The following is a 1,331-nucleotide window of genomic DNA, read 5'->3' as shown; positions in this document are numbered from 1 at the left end:
GTAGAAGCGGCTGGACCCCGGGTCGCCCTGGCGGCCCGAGCGGCCGCGCAGCTGGTTGTCGATGCGGCGCGACTCGTGGCGTTCGGTGGCGATGATGCGCAGGCCACCCAGTGCCACCACCTTTTCGTGGTCGGCCTGCCACTGCGCGCGCAGCGCCTCGGCGCGCGCGGCGCGGGTGGCCTCATCCAGCGAGGGATCGGCCATCACGGCCTCGACCATCTTCTCGAGGTTGCCGCCGAGCACGATGTCGGTGCCGCGGCCCGCCATGTTGGTGGCGATGGTGATGGCGCCCGGCCGGCCGGCCTGCGCGATGATGTCCGCCTCGCGCGCGTGCTGCTTGGCGTTGAGCACCTGGTGCGGCAGCTTCGCCGCTTCGAGCAACTGGGCAATGATCTCGGAGTTTTCGATCGACGAGGTGCCCACCAGCACCGGCTGGCCGCGCTCGTGGCACTCGCGAATGTCGGCGATCGCAGCGTCGTACTTTTCCTTGGTGGTCTTGTAGACGCGGTCGAGTTGGTCCTGGCGCTTGCTGACGCGGTTGGGCGGAATCACCACCGTCTCCAGGCCGTAGATCTCCTGGAATTCGTAGGCCTCGGTGTCGGCCGTGCCGGTCATGCCCGAGAGCTTGCCGTACAGGCGGAAGTAGTTCTGGAACGTGATGGAGGCCAGGGTCTGGTTCTCGGGCTGGATGCCCACGCCCTCCTTCGCCTCCACCGCCTGGTGCAGGCCATCGCTCCAGCGGCGGCCGGCCATCAGGCGGCCGGTGAACTCGTCGACGATGACGATCTCGCCGTTCTGGTTCACGTAGTGCTGGTCGCGGTGGAACAGGTGGTGCGCCTTGAGCGAGGTCACCAGGTGGTGCAGCAGCGCGATGTTCGAGGGGTCATACAGCGAGGCGCCTTCGGGCAGCAGGCCGGCCTTGGACAGCAGGGCCTCGGCGTTCTCGTGACCCTGTTCGGTGAGGTGCACCGAGCGCGCCTTCTCGTCGAGCGTGAAGTCGCCCGGCTTGATCACGCCCTCGCCGGTGCGCGGATCGGCCTCGCCTTCCTGGCGGCTGAGGTGCGGCACCAGGCGGTTGATGGCCACATAGACGGCCGTCTGGTCCTCGGCCTGACCGCTGATGATCAGCGGCGTGCGGGCCTCGTCGATCAGGATGGAGTCCACCTCGTCGACGATCGCGTAGTGCAAGGGGCGCTGCACGCGGTCCGCGGCCTCATAGACCATGTTGTCGCGCAGGTAGTCGAAGCCGTACTCGTTGTTGGTGCCGTAGGTGATGTCGGCGCGGTAGGCGGCCTGCTTCTCCTCGCGCTGCATCTGCGGCAGGTTCACGC

1 protein-coding gene is annotated in these 1,331 nt (G+C 67.8%); it reads right to left on the bottom strand.

Annotation, left to right across the window (positions count from 1 at the left end; all coding sequences use genetic code 11):
* Positions 1-1,331, bottom strand: a 1,331-nt coding sequence (locus BGO22_RS16915; protein ID WP_502686477.1) for a preprotein translocase subunit SecA, incomplete at both ends; no start/stop codon positions are given.

The sequence above is a fragment of the Hydrogenophaga sp. 70-12 genome (assembly GCF_001897365.1).
In the GTDB taxonomy this organism is placed as follows: domain Bacteria; phylum Pseudomonadota; class Gammaproteobacteria; order Burkholderiales; family Burkholderiaceae_C; genus Hydrogenophaga; species Hydrogenophaga borbori.
This window is presented reverse-complemented; position numbering and strand designations above follow the sequence as displayed.